The organism is Citrobacter sp. Res13-Sevr-PEB04-36 (assembly GCF_015672735.1).
Classification (GTDB): Bacteria; Pseudomonadota; Gammaproteobacteria; order Enterobacterales; family Enterobacteriaceae; genus Citrobacter.
The window spans coordinates 183,074-203,909 of sequence record NZ_JADABY010000007.1; the positions used below are offsets into that span (position 1 = coordinate 183,074).

Annotated in this window: 22 protein-coding genes and 3 tRNA genes; 11 read left to right on the forward strand and 14 right to left on the reverse strand. The window is 53.1% G+C overall.

The features are described 5' to 3' along the window. Positions 1–54: 54 nt before the first annotated feature. Together IMQ48_RS02615 and lplA are read left to right on the forward strand one after the other, a co-directional pair. A complete protein-coding gene (locus tag IMQ48_RS02615; protein WP_096758398.1) occupies positions 55–696 on the forward strand; it encodes a YtjB family periplasmic protein in 642 nt (213 codons plus the stop codon). A gap of 22 nt (positions 697–718) precedes the next feature. After that, positions 719–1,735: a lipoate--protein ligase LplA gene (gene lplA / locus IMQ48_RS02620; RefSeq protein ID WP_196207794.1), complete on the forward strand. Its 1,017-nt coding sequence runs from the start codon at positions 719–721 to the stop codon at positions 1,733–1,735. Between the two features lie 85 nt (positions 1,736–1,820). Here the strand turns inward: lplA and deoD are convergent, their stop codons facing one another. The 4 genes from deoD to deoC all read right to left on the reverse strand — a co-directional run bounded on the left by deoD (position 1,821) and on the right by deoC (position 6,248). Beyond that, the gene (gene deoD, locus IMQ48_RS02625; RefSeq protein ID WP_000224864.1) at positions 1,821–2,540 is read right to left on the reverse strand and encodes a purine-nucleoside phosphorylase; all 720 of its coding nucleotides are present in this window, start codon (positions 2,538–2,540) and stop codon (positions 1,821–1,823) included. 99 nt (positions 2,541–2,639) lie between these two features. Continuing rightward, a complete protein-coding gene (deoB, locus tag IMQ48_RS02630; RefSeq protein WP_196207795.1) occupies positions 2,640–3,863 on the reverse strand; it encodes a phosphopentomutase in 1,224 nt (407 codons plus the stop codon). A 175-nt stretch (positions 3,864–4,038) separates the two neighbouring features. Then, positions 4,039–5,361, reverse strand: a complete 1,323-nt coding sequence (gene deoA, locus IMQ48_RS02635; RefSeq protein ID WP_196207796.1) for a thymidine phosphorylase — start codon at positions 5,359–5,361, stop codon at positions 4,039–4,041. Positions 5,362–5,468: 107 nt separating this feature from the next. Beyond that, positions 5,469–6,248, reverse strand: a complete 780-nt coding sequence (gene deoC / locus IMQ48_RS02640; RefSeq protein ID WP_196207797.1) for a deoxyribose-phosphate aldolase — start codon at positions 6,246–6,248, stop codon at positions 5,469–5,471. Positions 6,249–6,509: 261 nt separating this feature from the next. On the opposite strand from deoC, the gene IMQ48_RS02645 reads away from it, so the two are divergent. After that, entirely contained in the window at positions 6,510–8,060 is a 1,551-nt protein-coding gene (locus IMQ48_RS02645) for a YjjI family glycine radical enzyme (protein ID WP_196207798.1), read from the forward strand. Further along, positions 8,032–8,895 carry a YjjW family glycine radical enzyme activase gene (locus IMQ48_RS02650; protein ID WP_196207799.1) on the forward strand — a complete coding sequence of 288 codons (864 nt, stop codon included), beginning with the start codon at positions 8,032–8,034 and terminating at the stop codon, positions 8,893–8,895. Before IMQ48_RS02645 ends, IMQ48_RS02650 begins: the two co-directional genes overlap by 29 nt. 115 nt (positions 8,896–9,010) lie before the next feature. Here the strand turns inward: IMQ48_RS02650 and IMQ48_RS02655 are convergent, their stop codons facing one another. The 8 genes from IMQ48_RS02655 to IMQ48_RS02690 form a co-directional block, all read right to left on the reverse strand. After that, complete coding sequence (locus tag IMQ48_RS02655; protein ID WP_196207800.1) at positions 9,011–9,787, reverse strand: metal-dependent hydrolase; 777 nt, start codon at positions 9,785–9,787, stop codon at positions 9,011–9,013. Further along, positions 9,784–10,860 carry a patatin family protein gene (locus IMQ48_RS02660; RefSeq protein ID WP_196207801.1) on the reverse strand — a complete coding sequence of 359 codons (1,077 nt, stop codon included), beginning with the start codon at positions 10,858–10,860 and terminating at the stop codon, positions 9,784–9,786. The genes IMQ48_RS02655 and IMQ48_RS02660 overlap by 4 nt, the downstream gene beginning before the upstream one ends. A gap of 245 nt (positions 10,861–11,105) precedes the next feature. Further along, on the reverse strand, positions 11,106–11,267 hold the full coding sequence (locus IMQ48_RS02665) for a DUF1328 domain-containing protein (RefSeq protein ID WP_003019081.1): 162 nt from the start codon (positions 11,265–11,267) through the stop codon (positions 11,106–11,108). A gap of 126 nt (positions 11,268–11,393) precedes the next feature. Further along, positions 11,394–12,011: a molecular chaperone OsmY gene (gene osmY / locus IMQ48_RS02670; RefSeq protein WP_196207802.1), complete on the reverse strand. Its 618-nt coding sequence runs from the start codon at positions 12,009–12,011 to the stop codon at positions 11,394–11,396. 305 nt (positions 12,012–12,316) lie between these two features. After that, positions 12,317–13,906, reverse strand: coding sequence for a peptide chain release factor 3 (gene prfC, locus IMQ48_RS02675; RefSeq protein ID WP_196207803.1), 1,590 nt, complete (start codon positions 13,904–13,906; stop codon positions 12,317–12,319). A gap of 92 nt (positions 13,907–13,998) precedes the next feature. Further along, positions 13,999–14,676, reverse strand: a complete 678-nt coding sequence (yjjG, locus tag IMQ48_RS02680; protein WP_196207811.1) for a pyrimidine 5'-nucleotidase — start codon at positions 14,674–14,676, stop codon at positions 13,999–14,001. A gap of 17 nt (positions 14,677–14,693) precedes the next feature. Beyond that, positions 14,694–15,140 carry a ribosomal protein S18-alanine N-acetyltransferase gene (gene rimI, locus IMQ48_RS02685; RefSeq protein WP_196207804.1) on the reverse strand — a complete coding sequence of 149 codons (447 nt, stop codon included), beginning with the start codon at positions 15,138–15,140 and terminating at the stop codon, positions 14,694–14,696. After that, the gene (locus IMQ48_RS02690; protein ID WP_137399159.1) at positions 15,109–15,522 is read right to left on the reverse strand and encodes a DNA polymerase III subunit psi; all 414 of its coding nucleotides are present in this window, start codon (positions 15,520–15,522) and stop codon (positions 15,109–15,111) included. Before IMQ48_RS02690 ends, rimI begins: the two co-directional genes overlap by 32 nt. A 155-nt stretch (positions 15,523–15,677) precedes the next feature. Between IMQ48_RS02690 and rsmC the strand changes: the two genes are divergently transcribed. The 4 genes from rsmC (at position 15,678) to IMQ48_RS02710 (ending at position 17,167) form a co-directional block, all read left to right on the forward strand. After that, complete coding sequence (gene rsmC / locus IMQ48_RS02695) at positions 15,678–16,709, forward strand: 16S rRNA (guanine(1207)-N(2))-methyltransferase RsmC (RefSeq protein ID WP_196207805.1); 1,032 nt, start codon at positions 15,678–15,680, stop codon at positions 16,707–16,709. A gap of 137 nt (positions 16,710–16,846) precedes the next feature. Beyond that, a tRNA-Leu gene (locus tag IMQ48_RS02700) sits at positions 16,847–16,933 on the forward strand. A gap of 29 nt (positions 16,934–16,962) precedes the next feature. Further along, positions 16,963–17,048: transfer RNA gene (locus tag IMQ48_RS02705), tRNA-Leu, on the forward strand. Between the two features lie 33 nt (positions 17,049–17,081). Then, positions 17,082–17,167, forward strand: a tRNA-Leu gene (locus tag IMQ48_RS02710). A 39-nt stretch (positions 17,168–17,206) separates the two neighbouring features. On the opposite strand, the gene IMQ48_RS02715 is transcribed toward IMQ48_RS02710, so the two are convergent. Further along, complete coding sequence (locus tag IMQ48_RS02715; RefSeq protein WP_196207806.1) at positions 17,207–17,482, reverse strand: DUF1435 domain-containing protein; 276 nt, start codon at positions 17,480–17,482, stop codon at positions 17,207–17,209. Between the two features lie 338 nt (positions 17,483–17,820). Here IMQ48_RS02715 and IMQ48_RS02720 point away from each other — a divergent pair, with 338 nt between their 5' ends. The 3 genes from IMQ48_RS02720 to IMQ48_RS02730 all read left to right on the forward strand — a co-directional run bounded on the left by IMQ48_RS02720 (position 17,821) and on the right by IMQ48_RS02730 (position 20,406). After that, entirely contained in the window at positions 17,821–18,885 is a 1,065-nt protein-coding gene (locus tag IMQ48_RS02720; RefSeq protein WP_196207807.1) for a diguanylate cyclase, read from the forward strand. Positions 18,886–19,004: 119 nt separating this feature from the next. After that, positions 19,005–19,793, forward strand: coding sequence for a siderophore-iron reductase FhuF (gene fhuF / locus IMQ48_RS02725; protein WP_196207808.1), 789 nt, complete (start codon positions 19,005–19,007; stop codon positions 19,791–19,793). Between the two features lie 154 nt (positions 19,794–19,947). After that, positions 19,948–20,406, forward strand: a complete 459-nt coding sequence (locus IMQ48_RS02730; protein ID WP_196207809.1) for a YbaK/EbsC family protein — start codon at positions 19,948–19,950, stop codon at positions 20,404–20,406. A 59-nt stretch (positions 20,407–20,465) separates the two neighbouring features. On the opposite strand, the gene bglJ is transcribed toward IMQ48_RS02730, so the two are convergent. After that, positions 20,466–20,836 (reverse strand): DNA-binding transcriptional activator BglJ (bglJ, locus tag IMQ48_RS02735; RefSeq protein WP_196207810.1); only part of this gene is annotated, 371 nt, incomplete at its 5' end.

The window sequence follows — 20,836 nt, forward strand, 5'->3', positions numbered from 1 at the left end:
CCTGTAACCAGCGCTTCTGGCAACATTAAGCCTCAAATTTTCAGCAGGTGGAATATGGCTCGCGCAAAACTGAAATTCCGACTTCATCGTGCAGTGATTGTATTATCCTGCCTCGCGCTGCTCGTCGCCCTGATGCAGGGCGCGTCGTGGTTTAGTCAAAACCATCAACAGCAGCGAAACCCGCAGCTGGAAGAGCTGGCCCGCACGCTGGCCCGCCAGGTCGCGTTAAACGTCGCGCCGCTGATGCGTACCGAAACGCCGGATGAAAAACGCATCGCTGTCGTACTGCGTCAACTCACCGACGAGAGCCGTATTCTCGATGCGGGCGTTTATGATGAACAGGGCGATCTCATTACGCATGCCGGCGAGAGCGTGAATGTTCGCGACCGCCTGGCGCTGGATGGTAAAAAAGCCGGGGGCTATTTTAATCAACAAATTGTCGAGCCCATTCAGGGAAAAAATGGTCCACTGGGCTACCTGCGACTGACGCTGGATACCCACACGCTCGCCACCGAGGCCAAACAGGTGGATAACACCACCAACATTCTACGCCTGATGCTGCTCCTGTCACTGGCTATTGGCGTGGTACTGACCCGGACATTACTGCAAGGTAAGCGCACCCGCTGGCAACAATCGCCGTTCCTGCTAACCGCCAACAAACCGGTGCAGGAAGAAGACAGCGAGAAAAAAGAGTAATTCACCAGGAAGGAAATCAACCATGACCACATTACGCCTGCTTATCTCCGACTCTTACGATCCGTGGTTTAATCTGGCGGTTGAAGAGTGCATTTTTCGTCAAATGCCCGCTACACAGCGTGTGCTGTTTTTATGGCGCAACGCCGATACGGTGGTCATTGGTCGGGCGCAAAACCCGTGGAAAGAGTGCAATACCCGGCGCATGGAGGAGGATAACGTCCGGCTGGCGCGTCGAAGTAGCGGCGGCGGCGCGGTGTTTCACGATCTCGGCAATACCTGCTTTACTTTTATGGCAGGCAAACCGGAATACGACAAAACCATCTCCACCGCTATCGTACTCAATGCCCTGAACGCTCTGGGCGTCAACGCCGAGGCCTCCGGACGTAACGATCTGGTGGTCAAAACGGCCGAAGGAGACCGCAAAGTTTCAGGCTCGGCGTATCGCGAAACCAAAGATCGCGGGTTCCACCACGGTACTCTGCTGCTGAATGCCGACCTCAGTCGCCTTGCTAATTACCTCAACCCTGATAAGAAAAAGCTCCAGGCGAAGGGGATCACCTCCGTGCGTGGTCGGGTCGCTAATCTGGTTGAACTGCTGCCTGAGGTCACTCATGAAAAAATCTGTGAAGCCGTAACCGAAGCCTTTTTCCAGCACTACGGCGAACGCGTGGCGGCTGAAATTATTTCCCCGGATAACACGCCGGATCTGCCCAACTTTGCCGAAACGTTTGCCCGGCAGAGTAGTTGGGAGTGGAACTTTGGTCAGGCCCCCGCCTTTTCGCATCTGCTGGATGAGCGCTTTACCTGGGGCGGCGTTGAACTGCATTTTGATGTGGAGAAAGGCCATATCACCCGCGCGCAGGTCTTTACCGACAGCCTCAATCCCGCGCCATTAGAAGCGCTGGCGGGCAGCTTGCAAGGGTGTCTGTATCGGGCAGACAGGCTGCAACAGGAGTGCGAGGCGTTGATTGGCGATTTCCCGCAACAGGAAAAAGAGCTACGAGAACTGTCAGCGTGGATAGCGAGCGCGGTACGCTAATAAAAAAGCCCGCTGGCGCTGTGCTTAGCGGGCCTACAAAACCGTAGGCCGGGTCAGGCGAAGCCGCCCCCCGGCACTAAAGATATTACTCTTTATCGCCCAGCAGAACAGATTCCAGCGCGATTTTGATCATGTCGTTGAAAGTCGTCTGACGTTCAGCAGCTGTGGTCTGCTCGTGAGTACGGATATGGTCGGACACGGTGCAAATGGTCAGCGCTTTCGCACCAAACTCAGCCGCAACACCGTAGATACCCGCCGCTTCCATTTCCACGCCCAGCACGCCGTATTTCTCCATCACGTCGAACATTTCGCCGTCCGGAGAGTAGAACAGGTCAGCGGAGAACAGGTTGCCCACGCGCGCGTCTACGCCCAGCGCTTTGGCCGCATCAACGGCGTTACGCACCATGTCGAAGTCAGCGATAGCAGCGAAGTCATGATCTTTGAAGCGGATACGGTTAACTTTGGAGTCGGTGCAAGCACCCATGCCAATAACCACGTCGCGCAGTTTTACGTCCATACGCACAGCGCCACAGGAGCCTACGCGGATGATTTTCTTCACGCCGAAATCGGTGATCAGTTCTTTGGTGTAGATGGAGCAGGATGGGATACCCATGCCGTGACCCATCACGGAGATCTTACGGCCCTTGTAAGTCCCGGTGAAGCCTAACATGCCGCGAACGTTGTTCACTTCACGGACATCTTCGAGGAAAGTTTCAGCAATGTGCTTCGCACGCAGCGGGTCGCCAGGCATCAATACGACGTCAGCGAAATCACCCATTTCTGCATTAATATGTGGAGTTGCCATCTTTTATCCTTATTTCGTTGTTATTGCCTGATGGCGGCTACGCCTTATCAGGCCTACAAAACCGTAGGCCCGGTAAGCTTGCGCCACCGGGCAATTGCATCACAGCATGTTTTTACCGTAGTCCATTGGCGACGTACCAAAGTAGCTCGCCAGCGTCTGACCGATATCCGCGAAGGTTTCGCGATGACCCAGTGAACCTGGTTTGACTTTCGGGCCGTAGATCAACACCGGAATGTGTTCACGAGTGTGGTCAGTGCCCGGCCAGCTTGGGTCACAGCCATGGTCAGCGGTCAGGATCAGAATGTCATCTTCCCCTACCAGCTCCATCAGCTCAGACAGACGACGGTCGAACAGCTCCAGACCTGCTGCATAACCGGCGATATCGCGACGATGGCCCCAGGAGGAGTCGAAGTCGACGAAGTTGGTGAAGACAATGGTCTCATCACCCGCTTCTTTCATCTCTTTGATGGTGGCGTCGAACAGCGCGTCCAGACCGGTCGCTTTCACTTTTTTAGTGATACCGCAGTTCGCGTAAATGTCGGCAATCTTACCCACAGAAACAACATGGCCTTTTTTCTCGTCGACCAATTTCTGCAGAACGGTTGCCGCTGGCGGTTCTACGGCCAGGTCGTGACGGTTACCGGTACGCTGGAAGTTACCGGCTTTATCGCCAATAAACGGACGGGCGATCACGCGACCAATGTTGTAGCCGCCTTCGGTCAGCTCTTCACGGGCGATTTCGCACAGCTCGTAGAGTTTATCCAGACCGTAGGTCTCTTCGTGGCAGGCAATCTGGAACACGGAGTCAGCGGAAGTATAGAAAATCGGCTTGCCGGTTTTCATATGTTCTTCGCCCAGTTGATCCAGAATGACCGTACCGGAAGAGTGGCAGTTGCCGAGGTAGCCCGGCAGGTTGGCACGCTTAACCAGCTTGTCCAGCAACTCCTGCGGGAAGCTGTTTTCATGATCGGAGAAGTAACCCCAGTCAAACAGCACCGGCACACCGGCGATTTCCCAGTGACCAGACGGCGTGTCTTTGCCGGAAGAGAGTTCGTGCGCCCATGCGTAGGCACCGATCACTTCTGCATTACCGTCCATTCCGGCGGCAATTTTACCTGTAGAACCTTCGTGAGCTTTCACCAGGCCCAGACGGGTCAGGTTAGGCAAATTCAGCGGACCTTTGCGACCATTGTCAGCTTCGCCTTTCGCACAGGCTTCTGCAATATGCCCCATAGTATCGGCGCCTACGTCGCCAAAGCGATCCGCATCTTCAGTCGCACCAATACCAAAGGAGTCCAGCACCATAATAAATGCACGTTTCATCTTGTTCTCCATTCCCCATCATACTTCAAGTTGTCGATGCGTTAACTTCACTCATTCACCCCAGTCACGTACTGATGTGCGCTCCCGGGGATTCACTCGTTTGTCGCCTTTCTAAAACTCGAATTATTTAGGGTATCTATCTGCGCCGCAAAAAAGCGATCAGATCAGTATACAGTTATTCGGTTATACGACGATAGACTGTCGGTGTAATTTCTGGCGCTTTGTCGTCAAGGCTGATTGCCGCTTTGACCGCTTTCGCCGCTTCCTGCCAGCTAGCTTCATCTTTGGCATGGATCACCGCCAGCGGACGCTGCCCGTCTACGCTGTCGCCCAGACGCGCCATGTCGCTAAAGCCAACGCTGTAATCAATGGTGTCCGATGCCTGACGACGACCGCCGCCCATGGAAACCACCGCCATCCCCAGCGCACGGGTATCCATTGCGCTGACAAAACCTTCGGTATCAGCATATACCGCTTTGCTGAGCATTGCCGTCGGCAGGTACTTCGCATAATTTTCCACAAAGTCGGTCGGGCCTTTTTGCGCAGCCACCATGCGACCAAAAATTTCCGCCGCTTTACCGTTATCCAACACCGCCTGCAGTTTGACGCGGGCTTCGGCATCGTCTTTCGCCAGTTTGCCGGAGATCAGCATTTCCACACACAGCGCCATGGTGACGTCTAACAAACGTGGATTGCGGTATTCACCAGTCAGGAACTGCACCGCTTCGCGGACTTCTACTGCGTTACCAGCGCTGGAAGCCAGCACCTGGTTCATATCGGTTAACAGTGCGGTGGTACGCACGCCTGCCCCGTTCGCCACGCCAACAATTGCTTCGGCAAGGGCTTCAGAAAGCTCGTAGGTCGGCATAAAGGCGCCGCTGCCGACTTTTACATCCATGACCAGCGCATCCAGCCCTTCCGCCAGCTTTTTCGCCAGGATCGAACCGGTGATCAGCGGGATGGAATCCACCGTCGCGGTAATGTCGCGGGTGGCATAAAAACGTTTATCCGCCGGTGCGAGCGAGCTGGTTTGCCCAATAATCGCCACACCCACGTCTTTAATAATTTCACGGAAACGCGCATCGTCCGGGAAGATGTCAAACCCCGGGATCGCTTCCAGTTTATCCAGCGTACCGCCGGTATGACCCAGACCGCGCCCGGAGATCATCGGAATATAACCGCCGCATGCTGCGACCATTGGCCCTAACATCAGTGACGTCACATCACCTACACCGCCGGTAGAGTGCTTATCCACAATCGGGCCGTTCAGCTGCAGACTTTTCCAGTCCAGCACGGTACCTGAATCACGCATCGCCATAGTCAGCGAAACACGCTCAGGCATTGTCATATCGTGGAAGAAAATGGTCATCGCCAGGGCGGCGATTTGCCCTTCAGAGATGGTGTTATCACGAATACCGTTAATAAAGAAACGAATTTCTTCATCACTCAGCGCATGACCATCACGTTTTTTACGAATTATTTCTTGTGCGAGAAACAAGGGAACCTCCCGATTATGGGCCGGGTAAGCAATGCGCCCCCCGGCAAGTCGTATTCATGCCGGATGGCGGCTTGCGCCTTATCCGGCCTACGATGGGCAATGAAAACTTAGTAGCTGCTTGCGCTCTTACCGTCGCCGTGACCCAGCGCCTTCAGCAAGCTTGCCAGCAGACTGGATGCGCCAAAGCGATAGTGACGGGAATCCGCCCAGTCTGCGCCAAACAGTTCATCGGCAATGGCAAGGAATTGCTGCGCGTCTTCCGCAGTACGCACGCCGCCAGCTGGTTTGAAACCAACGGTTTTAGAAACACCCATATCACGGATCACTTCCATCATGATGCGTGCGCTTTCCGGTGTCGCATTAACCGGGACTTTACCGGTAGAGGTCTTGATGAAATCAGCCCCTGCTTTGATGGAGATTTCAGATGCTTTGCGAATCAACGCTTCTTCTTTCAGCTCACCGGTTTCGATGATCACTTTCAGCAGCACGTTTGCCGCTGCACATGCGTCTTTACAGGCTTTCACCAGGTCAAAACCGATCTGCTCATTACCGGCGATCAGCGCGCGGTACGGGAATACCACGTCAACTTCGTCTGCGCCGTAGGCAATCGCTGCTCGGGTTTCTGCCAGCGCAATATCAATATCGTCGTTGCCGTGCGGGAAGTTGGTTACCGTTGCAATACGGATATCCGGCGTACCCTGCTCGTTCAGCGTTTTACGCGCAATAGGGATAAAACGCGGATAGATACAGATTGCCGCCGTGTTGCCCACCGGGGTTTTTGCCTGATGACACAGCGCGATCACTTTTTCATTGGTGTCGTCGTCATTCAGGGTGGTCAGGTCCATCAGCTTCAGGGCACGCAGGCTGCTTGCTGTTAAATCGGTCATAACATTCTCCAACGGCATCGCCGTATAAAATTTCACCTTGCGAGTTTGTTAGTATTCTAACATCCGCTCGCTATTACACTTCGATATACATCACAGTTAATGAAAACCACATACAGATTTGCATTACTCTAATGAGATCTACTTCAAACAATCGACCTTTACTGGCGAGAAGCGATGGCATCAAGCGCATCCGGATCAAAGGTTGAGGATCGGTTGCTTCCTACAATGTTGCTTAACCTTCGGCACATAAAGGAATCAACGATGCCCACTCCAAGCGAACTCGCGCTGCAACAGCGCTGCCAACAAATCGTGACCAGTCCGGTGCTCAGCCCTGAGCAGAAACGCCACTTTCTGGCACTGGAGGCAGAAAACGCACTGCCTTATCCACAATTGCCTTCCGAAGCACGCCAGGCACTGGATGACGGGGTTATCTGCGATATGTACGAAGGTCATGCCCCGTTCAAACCACGTTATGTTTTGCCCAATTATGCCCATTTTCTGGCCAACGGTTCCGCATGGCTTGAGCTGGAAGGTGCACAGGATCTTGACGACGCATTATCCTTGCTCACCATTCTGTACCACCATGTTCCGTCAGTGACGTCTATGCCGGTGTATCTTGGTCAACTCGACGCTCTGCTACAACCTTATGTTAAAATTCTAACACAAGACGAGATCGATATTCGAATAAAACGTTTCTGGCGCTATCTCGACAGAACTCTGCCAGATGCCTTTATGCATGCCAATATTGGCCCGGCCGATACGCCGATCACACGCGCCATTTTACGTGCAGATGCAGAGTTAAAGCAGGTTTCGCCGAATCTTACCTTTATTTATGATCCACAAATCACCCCTGACGACCTGCTACTGAATGTGGCACAAAATATTTGCGAATGCAGTAAACCGCATATTTCCAACGGCCCGGAAAATGATAAAATTTTCACAAAAGGCCACTATGGTGTCGTCAGTTGTTACAACTCTCTGCCGCTGGCGGGCGGCGGAAGTACGTTGGTCAGGATGAACCTGAAAGCCATCGCAGAGCGCAGCACGTCTGTCGATGACTTCTTTACGCACACCCTACCGCACTATTGCCAGCAGCAAATTGCCATCATTGATTCACGGTGTGAATTCCTCTATGAGAAATCACATTTCTTTGAGAATAGCTTCCTGGTGCAGGAAGGGTTGATTGATCCCGAACGTTTTGTGCCAATGTTTGGCATGTACGGTCTGGCGGAAGCGGTAAACCTATTGTGTGAGAAAGCCGGGTTGAACGCACGCTACGGCAAAGATGAGAGCGCCAATGAGATGGGCTATCGGATCAGCGCCCAGCTTGCCGACTTTGTAGCCAACACACCGGTGAAATACGGCTGGCAGCAGCGCGCGATGCTGCATGCGCAGTCGGGGATCAGTTCAGACATCGGCACCACGCCGGGCGCACGTCTGCCATATGGCGACGAGCCGGATCCTATTACCCATCTGCAAACCGTGGCCCCGCATCACGCGTATTATCACGCCGGGATCAGCGACATCCTCACGCTGGATGAAACCATCAAGCGTAATCCACAGGCGCTGGTACAGCTTTGCCTGGGCGCGTTTAAAGCCGGAATGCGTGAATTTACCGCTAACGTCAGCGGTAACGATCTGGTCCGCGTCACCGGTTATATGGTGCGCCTGTCGGATCTGGAAAAATACCGTGCCGAAGGCTCACGCACCAACACCACCTGGCTGGGCGAAGAGGCCGCACGCAATACCCGCATTCTGGAACGTCAACCTCGCGTGATAAGTCATGAACAACAGATGCGCTTCAGTAAGTAGGCTGATCCCTTTCTCCTGCGTCGACGGGCCGGGCAGTCGCCTGGTCCTGTTCCTGCAAGGGTGCAATCTGCGCTGTAAAAATTGCCACAATCCGTGGACGATGGGGCGCTGCAACGATTGCGGGGAGTGCGTACTGCATTGTCCACATGACGCATTAAGTCTGAGCGCGGGAAAGGTGTGGTGGCAGTCCGATGTTTGCCAGCAGTGCGACACCTGCCTGCAAATATGCCCACAGCAGGCCACGCCAATGACGCAGACGATGAGCGTCGATGAGGTGCTGCGTCACATGCGTAAGGCATCGTTGTTTATTGAAGGGATAACCGTAAGCGGCGGCGAGGCGACAACGCAGCTTCCCTTCGTGATTGCGCTGTTCTCAGCGATCAAAGCCGATCCGCACCTGCAACACCTGACCTGCATGGTGGACAGCAACGGCATGCTGGGTGAAACCGGCTGGGAGAAACTGCTGCCGGTTTGCGATGGCGTCATGCTGGATTTAAAAGCCTGGGACAGCGCATGTCATTTGCAGCTCACCGGGCGCGATAACGCGGCAATCAAGCGCAGTATTCTCTTTCTGGCCGAGCGGGGAAAACTGGCGGAGCTTCGCCTGCTGGTCATTCCCGGACACGTTGATTACCTGCAGCACATTGATGCGCTGACAGCGTTTATTCACCGTCTGGGCAACATTCCCGTGCGGCTTAACGCGTTTCATGCGTATGGCGTGTATGGTGAAGCCAAAACCTGGCCGAGCGCGACGCCAGAGGATGTGGAGCAACTGGCGCAAGGGCTGCGCGAACGCGGTATGAATAATGTGATCTTCCCGGCGCTGTACCTGTGAAATGCCGGATGAGGCACAGCCGCCATCTGGCGAAGATATGCCTGATGCGCTTCGCTTATCAGGCCTACGGAGCGCACACTTTTGTCGGCCGGATACGCCATCCGGCACTCAACAATCACACCGTAAACAATGCCGTCGTATTGCGATACAACGCCTCGGCGATGACCTCTGCGGGCTCCGGGCGCAGCTCACATAATACTTCAAACACCCTGGTGACCTGCTCCGGGCGATTGGGCTGACCCTGAAAGCCGTTGAGCGGCATATCCGGCGCATCGGTTTCCAGCAGCAAGGATTCCAGCGGCAGCCGCACCATCACCTCGCGCGTTTTGCTGGCGCGGGGATAGGTAATGGTTCCGCCCACGCCAATTTTGTACCCCAGTTGCACAAAGCGTTCCGCCTGCTGCAAGCTCCCGGCAAAACCATGCACCACGCCGGTACGCGGTAGCGCATGGCGTTTAAGGTGCATCGCCAGTTTGTCATGAGTACGTCGGGAATGCAGGATCACCGGCAGTTCGTAGCGCTTCGCCAGTTGAAGCTGCGCGTCCAGCATCCTTTCCTGCTTGTCGAACTGCGGATCGTCACGATACAGATCCAGTCCTATCTCCCCGACCGCCACCACCTTCTGTACACGCTTTTCCAGCAACTGTTGCAACTGGTCCAGGGCATCATCGTCATGATGTTCAATCACAATCGGATGTAAACCCAAAGCTGCAAATAGCGGGGGGTAGGTTTGCGCCAACGCCAGCACGCGGGAAAAGTTCGCCGCCTCGGTCGCCGGCACAATAATGCGGCTCACACCGGCTTCAACTGCCCGCTGAATGCTGGCAGGTTCGTCGCCGGTGAACGGCGGAAAATCAAAATGACAATGCGTATCGATAAACCGATAGCTCACGCCAGATCCTCATGGCTAAACGTGGTGTCGTTGGCCTGAGGTGCATCGGCCACCACGGGTGGTATAAGGGCATCGTTGGCAACCGGTGCCGGAGGGACCACCACCGGTCCAGGTACCATAATCTTCGGCGTCTGGCGGGGCAACGGTGTGTTTTTCGCCAACAGTTTACCGACGGTCGCCAAAAAGTAACGTCCGCACAGGCGTCCGGTTTTGTAGTCTTCCCGCAGGGCCGGAATTCGGCTTCCCAGCGCCATACTGTGGAGCGGTTTGGGCGGATAGATCTCAAAGATACGCAGCTTACCCGGCGGTTTTTCAATAAAACTCTGAATGGCGCGGTAGCTGGCCTCATGATGCTGCACCAGATTGACCAACGGTTGCAGGCTGCTTTCCCCCAGCCAACGTTCCATGCGTTTGAACCACTGCGGGGTGTAGTACATTTGCGAGGGCACGGTGCGGATCACCACCAGTGTTTTCGCCCCCTGCTTTACCGCCTGCTGAACGGGGATGGCGTCACTGACCCCACCGTCCAGATAGTTCACGCCGTCCAGCGCTACCCCGCTACGATAAAATCCTGGAATGGCGCTGGACGCACGCAGAAGGTCGAGCCAGTTTTGTCGGTTCGGCGAAAAATAACCCGGCGTGTAGTCATCTCCGCGACAGGCACACATGTAAAACGCTTTTCCCGCGGCAAATAACTTTTCGGCATGGTCTATCGCCAGCGGCATTTGCGCAGCGGTGGCCTCCACCAGCCAGTCGAGATCGATAAGATTTCCCCCGCGCACAAATCGCACCGGGTCAAAGAATTCGCGCCGGGTTGTGTAGCGCATAATCACTTTGCGCCCGTAGCCCGGTTGATTGCAGAGATAGGCCGACAGGTTTTGCGCACCCGCAGAAGTCCCGTAGAAGAGATCAAAAGGATTAAACTGCGCGCGCATAAACTCGTCCAGCACGCCCGCGGTAAAAATGCCTCTTTGCCCTCCGCCCTCGCACACCAGCGCCATGCTGCCGGGTTGAAACGGACGTAACGATAACGGCGCAATATTACCGAGTGTGACGGGTATTCTCTGCCCCACCTCTGCCTTCCTGTTTTTTTTATGATAGTGCGACAAAGTAACGCAAATTACGTATCACTAAAACCATAAAAGCCAGTCCGCTGGACTGGCTGAGTAGCAATTTTTCTTTACGGTTAATCCCCAAAATAATTCGAGTTACAGGAAAGCGGCAAGTGCGTGAATCCCGATGAACTTACTCTGGTAAGTGATTCGGGGGAGCGAGCGTAGCCAACGCACCTGTAACTTGAAGAATAAAGGGGATATAGCTAAGGTCGTTTACGCCCGGTAAACAGGCTGACCAGGAACAAGATAATCCCCACCACGAAGACAATTTTCGCTGCACCTGCAGCAGTACCCGCCAGTCCACCAAAGCCCAGAGCGGCGGCAATTAACGCGATAACCAGAAATATGATGCCCCAACGAAACATACGCTTCTCCTTTACCATAGTTAATGTCAACCGCTTGATATGGGCGCTCAGGCCGCCCATTGCGATATTTTAGTGTGGTGCACAACACGCCTTCCGACAAATATCAGGTTGCCGAATTAAGTCGAATTACTGAGTTTTGAGGTCGTTTTTAACGCTTTTCACGCCATCAACGGCTTTGGCGATACTCTCAGCGCGCTCGATTTGCGCCTGTGAGTCAACGGTGCCTGAAAGTTGAACCACACCATCGGTGGTCTCCACTTTCACTTTGCGAGAAGGCACGATGTCATCAGCCAGCAATTTGGCTTTGACTTCACTGGTGGTTGCCGTATCGCCCGCATAGCCTTTTACAGATGTACTTTTGCTGTCACGCACGTGCAGTTTGTCGCTCACGGAGGTAACGCCCTCAACGCCTTTCGCCACTTTTACCGCTTCTTCTGCCTGCGCCTGGCTTTCAACAAAGCCGCTTAACGTGACCACTTTCTGGTCTGTTTTGACCGAGATATCGGTGCTCTTAATGCTTTCATGATCGACCAGCGCAGCTTTCACTTTTGCGGTGATGGAGCTGTCATCCATGAAATCGCCGACTTTATTCATCGAGCTATCGACTTTCTGCCCCGCGCTTTCAAGACCGGATTGCGCTTTATCGGTGGTCGCGTTTTCTGCAAATGCAGAACCCGTGGCAACAGCAGAGGTCAGCATCACAGCCAGCAGCGTTTTTGAGATCTTCAGTTTTGTCATTGTCATCGATTTAATCCTTTTTTTGCTCATATCGATGCCCTGCCGCTTATCGGGCCGAGCCAGCAACTCATCTCGTAATAGAAATAAATATCAGCAAAAACAACTAAGCTGAGGAGATAACGTAGAATTTAAAACCGATATTTATGTCATCACATTGTTAAATATAGATCACAATTTTGATGCCGCAGACAAATGCGATTAAAAAACAGGCGAAATGAGGAAAAAGTGCGGGATTTAAGAACATTCCGTAAGGGATTAATAAGGCAGGGAAAGTCGCAGGGCACGGCATAAGCCGCACCCTGGAAGGCCGATTAGTGTTCGCGCGTTTTACGGAACGTCACGTCTGGGTAACGTTCCTGGGTGAGGTTCAGGTTAACCATGGTCGGGGCGATATAGGTCAGGTTATCGCCGCCATCCAGCGCCAGCTGAATTTCGTTTTTACGCTTAAACTCTTCGAATTTCTTCACGTCTGAGTATTCTACCCAGCGCGCGGTCGCCACGTTGACCGATTCGTAGATCGCTTCAACGTTGTATTCGCTTTTCAGGCGGGAAACGACGACGTCAAACTGCAGCACACCGACGGCACCAACGATCAAGTCGTTGTTGGCAATTGGACGGAAGACCTGCACCGCACCTTCTTCAGACAGCTGCACCAGCCCTTTCAGCAGCTGTTTTTGCTTCAGCGGATCTTTCAGGCGAATACGACGGAACAGCTCCGGCGCAAAGTTCGGAATGCCAGTGAACTTCATCATTTCACCCTGGGTAAAGGTGTCGCCAATCTGAATAGTGCCGTGGTTGTGCAGACCGAGGATATCGCCCGGATAGGCTTCTTCTACGTGAGAGCGGTCACCCGCCATAAAGGTCAGCGCATCAGAGATCACTACGTCTTTACCAATGCGCACCTGGCGCATTTTCATGCCTTTCTCGTACTTGCCAGAAACCACACGCATGAACGCCACGCGGTCGCGGTGTTTCGGGTCCATATTGGCCTGAATTTTAAACACGAAACCGGTGAACTTCTCTTCTGCAGCCTCAACCACGCGGGTGTCGGTTTTGCGCGGCATAGGCGCAGGCGCCCACTCCACCAAACCATCGAGCATATGGTCAACGCCGAAGTTACCCAGCGCGGTTCCGAAGAACACAGGAGTGATTTCACCGGCGAGGAACAATTCCTGGTCGAACTCGTTAGACGCGCCCTGCACCAGCTCCAGTTCGTCGCGCAGCTGCTGCGCCAGGTCTTCACCGACGGCAGCATCCAGCTCCGGGTTATTCAGACCTTTAACAATACGGACTTCCTGAATAGTGTGACCTTTACCGGTCTGGTACAGGTAGGTTTCGTCTTTATACAGGTGGTAAACGCCTTTGAACAATTTACCGCAGCCAATCGGCCAGGTAATTGGCGCACAGCCGATTTTCAGTTCGTTTTCGACTTCATCCAGCAGCTCCATCGGATCGCGGATATCACGGTCGAGCTTGTTCATGAACGTCAGGATCGGCGTATCGCGCAGGCGCGTTACTTCCATCAGCTTACGGGTACGGTCTTCAACACCTTTCGCGGCGTCGATGACCATCAGGCAGCAGTCGACCGCCGTCAGCGTACGGTAGGTATCTTCCGAGAAGTCTTCGTGCCCTGGGGTATCCAGCAGGTTTACCAGACAATCATGATACGGAAACTGCATCACAGAGGTGGTAATGGAGATACCACGCTGCTTTTCCATCTCCATCCAGTCGGACTTCGCGTGTTGGTTAGAACCGCGGCCTTTAACGGTACCGGCGGTCTGGATTGCCTGTCCGAATAACAGCACCTTTTCGGTGATGGTCGTTTTACCGGCATCCGGGTGAGAAATAATGGCAAAAGTGCGGCGTTTGGCCACCTCTTGCAAAAAAGGAGACAACGTCATAGTCAAATCTTCTTAGGTAAGCACGGCGTCAAGCCGGGCATGTTGAATACGAAAAATTGCGGCTATTTTACCCATCAACGGGGGGGAGGCAATCAGTGTTTACACAGCAGTTGCTCCAGTTCGCTTAATGAAGCCACAGTCCAGGTCGGCTGAATGCCTACCGGCTGTTCGCGTTGGTGCGCATTTAACCAGCAGGTTGATAGCCCGGAATTGATACCACCCAGAATATCGGACTCCGCCGTGTCACCCACCATCAGCACGCGGGAGCGATCGGGATTACCCGCCTGCTCCAGCGCATAATCAAAAATACGCGGGTCGGGTTTTGCCACGCCAACCTGCTCAGAAATAACCATCAGGTCGAAGTAATCGCGCAGCCCGGTACGCTCAAGGCGAATTTGCTGCAAGGCGGTAAAACCGTTGGTAATAATGCCGATTTTCGTTTTGCCACGAATCGCATTCAGCAGTGACACTGCACCCGGTAACGGGGAACAGATTTCGGCCATCGCATTAATAAACGCATCATTGAGCGAGCCCGGCGGCACGTTCAGACGCTCAGCCCAGCTCAGGAAACGGGCATGCTGCAGTTGTAATGAGGTAATCGCACCGTTTTGATAATCCACCCACAGCGGTTTATTCACGGCCTGGTAGTCCTGAAAATCCTCAGCGGTAAAGGTAATGCTATAGTCGAGAAACATCCGCTGTAGGCCGGTAAACGCGTCAAAGGTGAACAGCGTTTCGTCGGCATCAAAGAAAATCCAGTCCCACTTCATCATCATTACACCTTGTCTTACATACTGATTGGCAATGCCATAATAATGGCGTCTTCGTGGCCGTCGGCTGTCGGGTAGTAATTGCGGCGGATTGTCGCCTCGTTAAAGCCGAGGCTTTCATACAGCGCAATCGCTGCAGCGTTCGAGGCGCGAACTTCTAACCACAGCGTCAGAATGCCGCGTTTTTCCAGCTCGTCGATCAGGTACTCCAGTAGCTCACGTCCCAATCCCCGCCGCTGAAAATCAGGATCGACGGCGATATTGAACAGCGTGGCTTCATCCAGCACGACCTGCGTTATTGCAAAGGCGGCCATCACTCCATCAACGGTTAACTGATAGTTGAGATAGCGATCGCCCTGGTTGCTGGCAAATGTTTTTTCGCTCCATGGAAAGGCATGGGCGCGTTTTTCAATCTGAAATGCTGCGGGTAAATCAGTCGGATTGAGGGAAGAAATCGTGTTCATATGCGCAGATTTGTTGCCATAAGGCGGCGCGTGCCGCTGGGTTTTCCCGTAATTCATTAAACGCAGGACTGGTGACCTGAGCGCCATCCAGTTGCAGAGGCTCTTCGGTTCCCAGCCGCCAGCTATTACAGCGACTGCCTTGCGGCAGCATGGCGACACGGTCTGGCGTCAGTTGTAAAACCTGATCCGCACTGACGGTCAATGCGCGTAAAATATCGTTCATCAACGGTTCGGTTAACGCGGGTAGCTCCGCCGCGACCATCACCAGACGGACGTGCGCAGGAATGGAAATCGCGATCTCCCCTTGCAGTGCGCCAGGACGGCGCAGCGACCACTGCGTAATGCCCAGTTGCTGTAACTGCCAGTCTCGTCGGGATGTCATAGCGAAACACTCCTGTCTATCAGGGGCGCAAATATAGCAAATCTGTCGAATCTACGCCAACAAACAACGATACACGACATCCCGCAGGCCGCCTTGATTCAGCTTGACTGATTTTGTGTATATAATCGCAACCTGTATAAATTGAGGAGCATTCCATGTCTGCTTTTACCCCGGCAAGTGAAGTCTTGCTGCGCCACAGTGATGATTTCGAACAAAGCCGTATTCTCTTTGCCGGTGATTTGCAGGATGACCTGCCTGCCCACTTCGAAAGTGCCGCCAACCGCGCACATACCCAACAACTCCACCACTGGCAGGTGTTAAACCGCCAGATGGGCGATAACGTACGCTTTAGCCTCGTAGCCCAGGCCGAAGACGTTGCGGACAGCGATACACTGGTCTATTACTGGCCGAAGAATAAGCCGGAAGCCCAGTTCCAGCTGATGAACATTCTGTCGCTAATGCCGGTCGGCACCGATATTTTTGTCGTTGGCGAGAACCGCAGCGGTGTACGCAGCGCGGAACAGATGCTGGCCGAATACGCGCCGCTGAATAAAATCGACAGCGCACGCCGTTGTGGTCTCTATCACGGTCGTCTGGAAAAACAGCCGGTCTTCGATGCAGAAAAATACTGGGACGAGTACAGCGTCGACAACCTGACCATCAAAACGCTGCCGGGCGTGTTCAGCCGTGACGGCCTGGATGTCGGCAGCCAGCTCCTGCTCTCAACCCTGACACCACACACCAAAGGTAAAGTGCTGGATGTCGGCTGTGGGGCTGGTGTTCTTTCCGTAGCCTTAGCCAGTCATTCACCGAAAGTGCGCCTGACTCTGTGCGATGTCAGCGCATCAGCGGTTGAAGCCAGCCGGGCAACGCTTGCGGCAAACGGTATTGAAGGTGATGTCTTCGCCAGTAACGTCTTTTCTGACGTGACCGGTCGCTTTGACATGATCATCTCTAACCCGCCGTTCCACGACGGGATGCAAACCAGCCTCGACGCCGCACAAACGCTGATTCGCGGCGCGGTGCGTCACCTGAACAGCGGCGGTGAACTGCGTATTGTGGCCAACGCCTTCCTGCCGTACCCGAAAATCCTCGATGAGATGTTTGGCTTCCATGAAGTCATCGCCCAGACCGGTCGTTTTAAGGTGTACCGCACGGTGATGACGCGCCAGGCAAAGAAAGCCTAACGGAAATCACTCACGGCCATGTACGTGGCCGTTTTTGCGCCAATCAACCCAGACCGCGCAATTAGCTATTGACGAAAAGTTGAAAACCACTAGAATGCGCCTCCGTGGTAACGATACTTTTTGAGTGTCGATGGTATGCGAAGGTGGCGGAATTGGTAGACGCGCTAGCTTCAGGTGTTAGTGTCCTTACGGACGTGGGGGTTCAAGTCCCCCCCCTCGCACCATAATCCACGTTTGATATTGCTCGCACTGGGCGAAGGTGGCGGAATTGGTAGACGCGCTAGCTTCAGGTGTTAGTGTCCTTAGGATGTGGGGGTTCGAGTCCCCCCCCTCGCACCAACGAGGCGATATCAAAAAAAGTAAGATAACTGTGCGAAGGTGGCGGAATTGGTAGACGCGCTAGCTTCAGGTGTTAGTGTCCTTAGGATGTGGGGGTTCGAGTCCCCCCCCTCGCACCAATTATCTTATTTTCCTCTCGATTCTCTTCCTTGCTTTGTTCATCCCTGATTCCAGTTCATCATCATCAGCACCACACCGGCGATCACTGCTGCGCATGAAGGCAGTAAAACAAAATGCCGTAAACGCTTGTGGTACAGCATGAGTGAAGTTAACAGCAATCCTAATACAATCATCGCTTTCCATGCGTGAACTGACAGGTCAGTAAAAGCCAGACCCGCAATGAATATCCCCGGCAGCAGCACACCCCATCCACTGCCCAGCGCACGTTGCAACATGGTTTCACCTACAATATCGATAATGATAATCAATATCATATGATATGTTTTCTCATTTGTCAGCATGGAAAGGCTATCAATTATATGAGTTTTACTTAACGATTGATGACACGAATAATTGAAGGTGATAAATTGCTCGCCGGTAGCTTATCAACAAAAAAACAATAAAAACCTGGGCGGACAATTCTCCGCACGTTATTTTTTCCGACAAACTCAACCTCGTATATACCCAAAATAATTCGAGTTGCATGAAGGCGGCAAGAGAGCCAATCGCCAGGGGCATAGATAACTATGTGACTAAGGTGAGCAAACGTAGCCAACGCACAGGCAGCTTGAAGTATGATGGATATATTGCAGATAAATAACAATATTTACCTATGACAGTACAATCCTGGCGAGCTCTGCGCACAAAAAAATATCAACTTTCCTTACGCTTATTTCTGCTGCTTAACGCAGTGTCCGCGATGTTTACGCTTTTTTTCCCGCTTTTCGCCGTCAAGGTGTTATCCGTCCCGGCGGTACTGATCTTTGTCGCCAGTACGCTACTGCTGATATGGCATGGGAAATACACGGAGAAAAGAATTAATCTCCCTTTTATTTCAACCCTTTTTGGCGTGCTGTGGGCGGTGCATATCGCCCAGAAATATACCGCAATGGGGCATAACGATTATTCTTTTCTATTGATCGCACTGCTCAGCGTACTGTTTATTGGATCGATTGCTTTTGCCAATAATATCATCGCCTTTACCCTACATTCACTCCCCTCCGTTGCCGTGTGCTTGTGGCTAAATGGCAGCGAACATGGGCTGCGAGTGATCTATTTTATGGCGCTGCCGATGGCCGGGATAGCCATTCAGCACGTGATACAAAAGCGTTACGACGGTTTTGCTCAGCAACTGATGTACAAGCTCCTGGAAGAGCGAGAAACGCTTAACGGCCTCAGTATGCTCGATCCGCTAACCGGTCTGTATAACCGCCGGGGGCTGCAACACCGACTCGATACGCTGCTGGCCCTGAGCAACGCGAAGCATTACGTGCTGCTGCTGGATATCGACCATTTCAAAGCCTATAACGACCACTACGGGCATATGATGGGTGACCAGGCGCTGATTCGCGTCTCCGCCGCAATTCGAGACTCTGTGCGTTCACGGGATGTTGTGGCACGCTTTGGCGGTGAGGAATTTATGGTTTTGCTGACGGCAATCGATCCGCAGCAAGCGCAGGCCGCTGCCGAGCGTATTCGCCAGAAAGTCTACGATCTTAAAATTCCTCACATGTTTAATGAAAACGTAGCAACCAACGTGACTGTCAGTATCGGCATTGCACCACTGGTGGATCAAGATATTGATGCCGCAATCAGCAAAGCAGATAAAGCCCTTTACGAAGCCAAAAACCAAGGACGCAATAACACGCTGGTCAGCGATGAACTGCGGATAGGTTAACCCCTGGCTACGCTATCTGTGCGCTGTCGCCCGACACCACGACAAAAATCTTGCTATCGCTTGCGCCCACCTATAGGATTAGAAATCATTATCATTTAGATTAACATCCTTATATAGACATGACTTATCGTTCCGCACCGATCGTTGAAGATGTCATCTGGCGTAGCCACCTCCCCCCGGAGATACCTTCGCTGGCCGATTCCGTGCGCGCAACCATTGCCGAAACCCGTGAGCACCTGCTGGATTTTATTCGTCTTGACGAGACACCGCCACAAGGTGCCATGGTGCTGCAAGAATGGACCCAACCCGCAACGCTTAGCGCACTCCTGGCTGTCTATTCCGATCATATCTATCGCAACCAGCCCACATTGCCCCGTGAAAATAAACCGCTAATTTCATTTTGGGCGCAATGGTACATCGGCCTGATGATGCCCCCGCTGATGGTGGCGCTGCTGACGCAAAAAGACGCTATTAATGTTGCGCCAGAGCATATGCACGTCGAGTTTCACGAAACGGGTCGTGCAGCATGCTTCTGGATAGATGTTCACCAGGATATGCAGACTACCGCCCGCTCTCCTCAACAGCGGATGGAAACACTGATTCTTTCTGCGCTGACGCCGGTTGTCCAGGCGCTTGAGGCGACGGGAGAGATCAACGGTAAGCTTATCTGGAGCAATACCGGATACTTAATTCACTGGTATTTGACAGAGATGAAGCCACTACTGGGTGATGAATTACTGACAGCACTGCGCCAGACCTGCTTCTTTGAGAAACAACTCTCCTGCGGTGAAGATAATCCACTCTGGCGCACCGTGGTTCCGCGCGACGGGCTATTAGTTCGTAGAACCTGCTGCCAGCGCTACCGTCTGCCAGACGTCCAACAATGTGGCGACTGCACGCTGAAATAAGCAAGAATCTCCCCTCACTGTTTATCTTAACCATCCTGCTAATGTTACTTTGTTGTAACCAATAAAATATTTACAGCGGCGCTTTCCCTGTGACAAATTACGCTATGCAGTTTTCTGCGCTGCAGGGCTGCTTGTACGCGATCGGGAGAGAAGAATGAGTTTGCAATCAGTACGGCAATTTTTGGCGGAATATGCCCCGGATATTGAAATCATCGAACTGGATCAGAGCACGGCCACGGTCGATCTGGCAGCGAAAGCCCACAATGTCGAACCAGGACAGATCGCTAAAACGCTTTCTCTAAAGGTGAAAAACGACATTATCCTGGTTGTCGCCAAAGGCGATGCACGTCTGGATAATAAGAAGCTAAAAATTACCTTTGGCGCAAAAGCGCGCATGTTGAGTAGTGATGAAGTGGTCAGCGCAACGGGTCATCCTGTTGGCGGCGTCTGCCCTTTTGGGCTGGAAACACCACTATCAGTGTACTGCGATATCTCTCTGAAGCACTACGCTGAAGTGCTCCCTGCGGCAGGGGCTACGCACAGCGCGGTTCGTATCACGCCAGACAGGATAGCCGAGCTAACTGCCGCCACTTGGGTCGATGTCTGCCAGTGACAAATCCTCGTCCCAGTGCCGGCAGCTGAATCCGGCACACACCACATCAATAATACTCGCTATGAAACCGCATGGAAGAAAGGCATAGATTCCCCGGCACGCAGGTACAGCAGAATATCAGCAGCATCCAGCAGCCCGGCATCGGAGCTCACTCCCAATTTAGACATCACGTTAAATTTATGCGCCCGAATAGTTTTAATATTCCGCTCAAGCTGAATGGCGATCTGCGGCATCGAGTATCCATTCGACATAAAACGCAGTATTTCGCGCTCAGTGGGGCTTAACATACGGTTTTGGTTAATAAACCAGTGGTTTTTTGTACTTTCTCTTCCCCGCCCGGCGCAATTCAAGGCTGAAAGTAACCCTTCCTGTAAAACATCTAATGATGATGCTTTACTGATGACGCCATCCAGCGGCAATGGAGAAAGAG